This window comes from Roseateles sp. P5_E11 (assembly GCF_054049355.1).
The window spans coordinates 1-3,779 of sequence record NZ_JBFUMO010000555.1 but is presented as its reverse complement, the minus strand read 5'-3'; the positions used below and the strand labels follow the sequence as shown (position 1 = coordinate 3,779).

General features: G+C 69.6%; 5 protein-coding genes. 4 read left to right on the top strand and 1 reads right to left on the bottom strand.

Going from position 1 to position 3,779, the window contains the following annotated elements; translation table 11 throughout:
• Positions 1 to 102: 102 nt before the first annotated feature.
• Positions 103 to 552 carry a universal stress protein gene (locus ACXJKR_RS26830; protein ID WP_457325411.1) on the top strand — a complete coding sequence of 150 codons (450 nt, stop codon included), beginning with the start codon at positions 103 to 105 and terminating at the stop codon, positions 550 to 552.
• A gap of 55 nt (positions 553 to 607) precedes the next feature.
• Here the strand turns inward: ACXJKR_RS26830 and ACXJKR_RS26825 are convergent, their stop codons facing one another.
• Positions 608 to 964, bottom strand: coding sequence for an MmcQ/YjbR family DNA-binding protein (locus ACXJKR_RS26825; RefSeq protein WP_457325410.1), 357 nt, complete (start codon positions 962 to 964; stop codon positions 608 to 610).
• A gap of 244 nt (positions 965 to 1,208) precedes the next feature.
• Here ACXJKR_RS26825 and ACXJKR_RS26820 point away from each other — a divergent pair, with 244 nt between their 5' ends.
• The 3 genes from ACXJKR_RS26820 to ACXJKR_RS26810 form a co-directional block, all read left to right on the top strand.
• Entirely contained in the window at positions 1,209 to 1,985 is a 777-nt protein-coding gene (locus tag ACXJKR_RS26820) for a tetratricopeptide repeat protein (protein WP_457325409.1), read from the top strand.
• Between the two features lie 52 nt (positions 1,986 to 2,037).
• Positions 2,038 to 2,955, top strand: a complete 918-nt coding sequence (locus ACXJKR_RS26815; protein ID WP_457325408.1) for a LysR substrate-binding domain-containing protein — start codon at positions 2,038 to 2,040, stop codon at positions 2,953 to 2,955.
• A gap of 66 nt (positions 2,956 to 3,021) precedes the next feature.
• A partial coding sequence (locus ACXJKR_RS26810) for an alpha-hydroxy acid oxidase (protein WP_457325407.1) occupies positions 3,022 to 3,779 on the top strand: 758 nt, incomplete at its 3' end.

Sequence of the window (3,779 nt, the reverse complement as noted above, 5' to 3'; positions counted from 1 at the left end):
CAGACGACCTGCCTGCAAGCCGGGTCCGGTCGGGTCACCTGGGCAGGTGATGCTAGGCCTGCTCTGACGTGCGAGTGCCCGGCTTCTAGCCAGAGGTGCATCATGTTCAAGCACATCCTGCTTCCGACCGATGGGTCTCGGTTCTCCGAGCAAGCGGTCTTTCATGGCGTCGAGTTGGCAAGGCTTTCCGGCGCGCGGGTGACGGCGTTCTACGCCACGCCTGCCTTTCATGTGCTGACCTATCGAGCGTCTGAGTTGGAGGGTTCGCGCGATCAGTTCGCGACAGACGTGCGGGCCCACGCGGACCTTTACCTCAAGTTTGTCAGCGACGTGGCGAACGAAGCGAAGGTGCCCTGCGAGACCTTGATGGAACAGAACGACCATCCCCATGACGCCATCTGCAGTGTCGCCAAGCGCCTGCAGTGCGACCTGATCGTGATGGCTTCGCATGGCCGCAAGGGCTTGACCGGGCTGCTGCTCGGTAGCGAGACCCAGCGCGTGCTTGCACACACCGAAGTGCCCGTTCTGGTGTGGCGCGCCCAATCCAGCTGAGCGTTTCGCTGGCGCCCAATGCGCGAGTCACGCGGTGCACGCTCTCGGCCCGGACCTACTCGGCCAGGCCCAGGCTCAGCCGCAGCTTCTTCGGCAGCTTGGCAGCCACCAGCTCATGCGAGCGCTTCACCAGTGCCTTGAGTTCCGACAAGGGCAGCGCCTTCGCATCCTCCACCGCCACCCAGTGATACCGCGCCGCGTAAGGCGCGGGCGCGATGCCGGGCACACCGGTCAGCTCCAGGAAGCGGTGCTCGTCGACCTTGAAGCTGCAATGCGTCCACTTGCCGGGGTGTGGCCCGCCGACGAAGAACATCTTGCCGCCGACGCTGGCCACCCAGTCGGCGCCCCATTTGATGTCCTGCGTGGCGCCAGGCAGTTCCATGGCGTATTTGGCGAGGACTGAAAAGCTCATGGTGTCGGGCGGAGTTCGCGTTGTGGTGGCGGCCGGCGCAGGGTGGCCGGCCCGCCGCTGAAGCCTTGAAATTCTCGCCGAGCTCCTCGGTTTGCGGCAATTTGCAGCATTACTGCACGCCGCGCAGCCCTGCCCTGCTGCCCGGCCCACCAACAATTCAGGGATACGCCTTGCCGGGCGCCTGAGCACCTCTCGGGCCGCCCAAACCAGGTCGCAATATCGACCTCCAACGCCCGCCTGCTGCATGAATATCCTCAACCTGGGGCCGACCCCGCCCATGGCCCTCAACGCGCAGCCCGTAGACCCACTCCAGCACGGCATGGCCCTGTTCCATGCCAACCCGCCGGACTATGAGCGCGCGGTGGGCTGGTTCCGTGCCGCGGCAGACAGCGGCGACAAGGACGGGCTCGCCATGCTGGGGCTGTGCCAGCTGGAAGGGCTGGGCATGGCCGCGGACCCGGCGCAGGCGCGGCGGGTGCTGGAACAGGCCGCGTCCCGGCGCAGCGCCATCGGGCGCTTCCAGCTCGGGCGGGCGCTGATGACCGGCCGAGGCGGCCCGGTCGACGAAGCAGCGGGCCTGTCGGCCTACGTGACGGCGGCGGCCATGGGCCACGCCGAGGCCACCTTCAACCTCGCCAACTGCCTATACGCCGGCGTGGGCTGCCTGCCCGACCGCCTGGCGGCCAAGTCGCTCTACCTGCGCAGCCGTGCCCTGGGCTGCACCTTGAGCCCGCAAGGTGTGCGGGTACGCAGCCACGAGCTGAAGGCGGTTCGCGCGCTGGCGCAGCGCTTTGCCGACCCGAACCGCATGTTCTTCCTCGTGCAGGAGCGCCAGCAGGAGTTGGCGCTGGTGCACGCCATCGCGCAGCCCGGCGATACACCCAGGCTTGGTCACGCAAATGCTGCGAGGCCCCAAGCCCTGCGGCTGGCCGCGGGTGTCGTGGCGGCGATGGCCGGCACCTTGGGCCAATACCTGCGCCGGCCGTCGCGCGACGCCGGGCCGACGACGATCAACTTCTGACGCACCGCATCCCCTCGCCTGCTCCGGGGGGGTGGCTGGGTAGGATGACCCCATGTCCTCGCGCGCCATCCGCCTGCCCTCGCTCGACGCTCTGCTCGCCTTCGAGGCCGTGGCCCGCACGGGCGGCTTCGAGGCCGCCGCCGCCGAACTCGCGCTGACGGCCAGCGCCGTCGCCAAGCGCGTGGCCGGGCTGGAGGAGCGGCTGGGCCAGCCCCTGTTCCTGCGTCAACCCGCCAAGGGCCTGACCCTGACCTCCGCCGGCCACGAGTACCTGCCCCAGGTACGCCAGGCCCTGGCCCTGCTGCAGGCCATGCCGCTGCACCAGCGCGCCAGCCAGCAGCGCGAGCGTCTGCGCGTGACGTCCACGCCCACCTTCGCCCGCCAGTTGCTGGTGCCCGCGCTACCCGGCTTCACGGCAGCCCACCCCGAGGTGGAGTTGGAGCTGACGCTGTCAGTCCCGCTGCTGGCCGAGGGCGACGCGGGGGCGGACATGGAGATCCGCCACGGCGCCGTGCCGGACGACATCGCGCCCGCCCAGGTGCTGCTGCGCGACCGCCTCACGCCGCTGGCCGCGCCCGCCCTGCTGGCCCGCCACGAACCGCTGCGCGAGCCGGCCGACCTGCTCGCCCTGCCGCTGCTGCGCACGCCGCTGCAGCCCTGGGCGCCCTGGCTGCGCGCCGCCGGCCTGGGCGACGTGCCCGAGCCGGACGAAGGCCCGCGCTTCGTCGACCTGGGCCTGACGCTGGCCGCGGCCCTGGCCGGCCAGGGCGTGGCACTGGCCCGGCTCAGCCTCGCCCGCCACGAGCTGGCCGAAGGCCGCCTCGTCCAGCCGTTTGCGCTGACCGTGCCGGCCGAGCGCCACTACGGCCTCATTCGCCACCGCGCCAGCCCGGCATCCGAGGCCTTCGCCGAGTGGCTGCATGCGCATTGCCGCGCGCTCGAAGCGGAAAACTCCTCTCGACCCGGCTGAGTTTTTTTCCGGGGCGACCGGTGCGGTGCGGGCCTAGCATCGCGGCCTCACTCCGACCAGTCCGCCATGCCCGTCATCACCTGCATCGAAGACCTGCGCCAACTCGCCGAGAAGCGAGTGCCGCGCATGTTCTACGACTACGCCGATTCCGGCTCCTGGACGGAGACGACCTACCGCGCTAACGAGAGCGACTTCCAGGCCATCAAGCTGCGCCAGCGCGTGGCCGTCAACATGGAAGGCCGCAGCACGGCCGTGAAGATGGTGGGCCAGCAGGCCAAGATGCCCGTGGCCATCGCCCCCGTGGGGCTGACGGGCATGCAGCACGCCGACGGCGAGATCCACGCGGCGCGCGCGGCCGAGAAGTTCGGCATCCCGTTCACGCTCAGCACGATGAGCATCTGCTCCATCGAGGACATCGCCGAGAACACCTCGGCGCCGTTCTGGTTCCAGCTCTACATGATGCGCGACCGCGAGGCCATGGCCCGCATGATCGACCGCTGCAAGGCCGCCAAGTGCTCGGCCCTGGTGCTGACGCTGGACCTGCAGGTCATCGGCCAGCGCCACAAGGACCTGAAGAACGGCCTCACCGCGCCGCCGCGGCCGACGCTGGCCAACATCCTCAACCTGATGACCAAGCCACGCTGGTGCCTGGGCATGGCCGGCACCAAGCGCCACACCTTCCGCAACCTCGTGGGTCATGTGAAGGGCGTCAGCGACATGCGGTCTCTCTCGGCCTGGACCAACGAGCAGTTCGACCCGCGCCTGTCCTGGGCCGACATCGCCTGGGTCAAAGAGCAATGGGGCGGCAAGCTCATCCTCAAGGG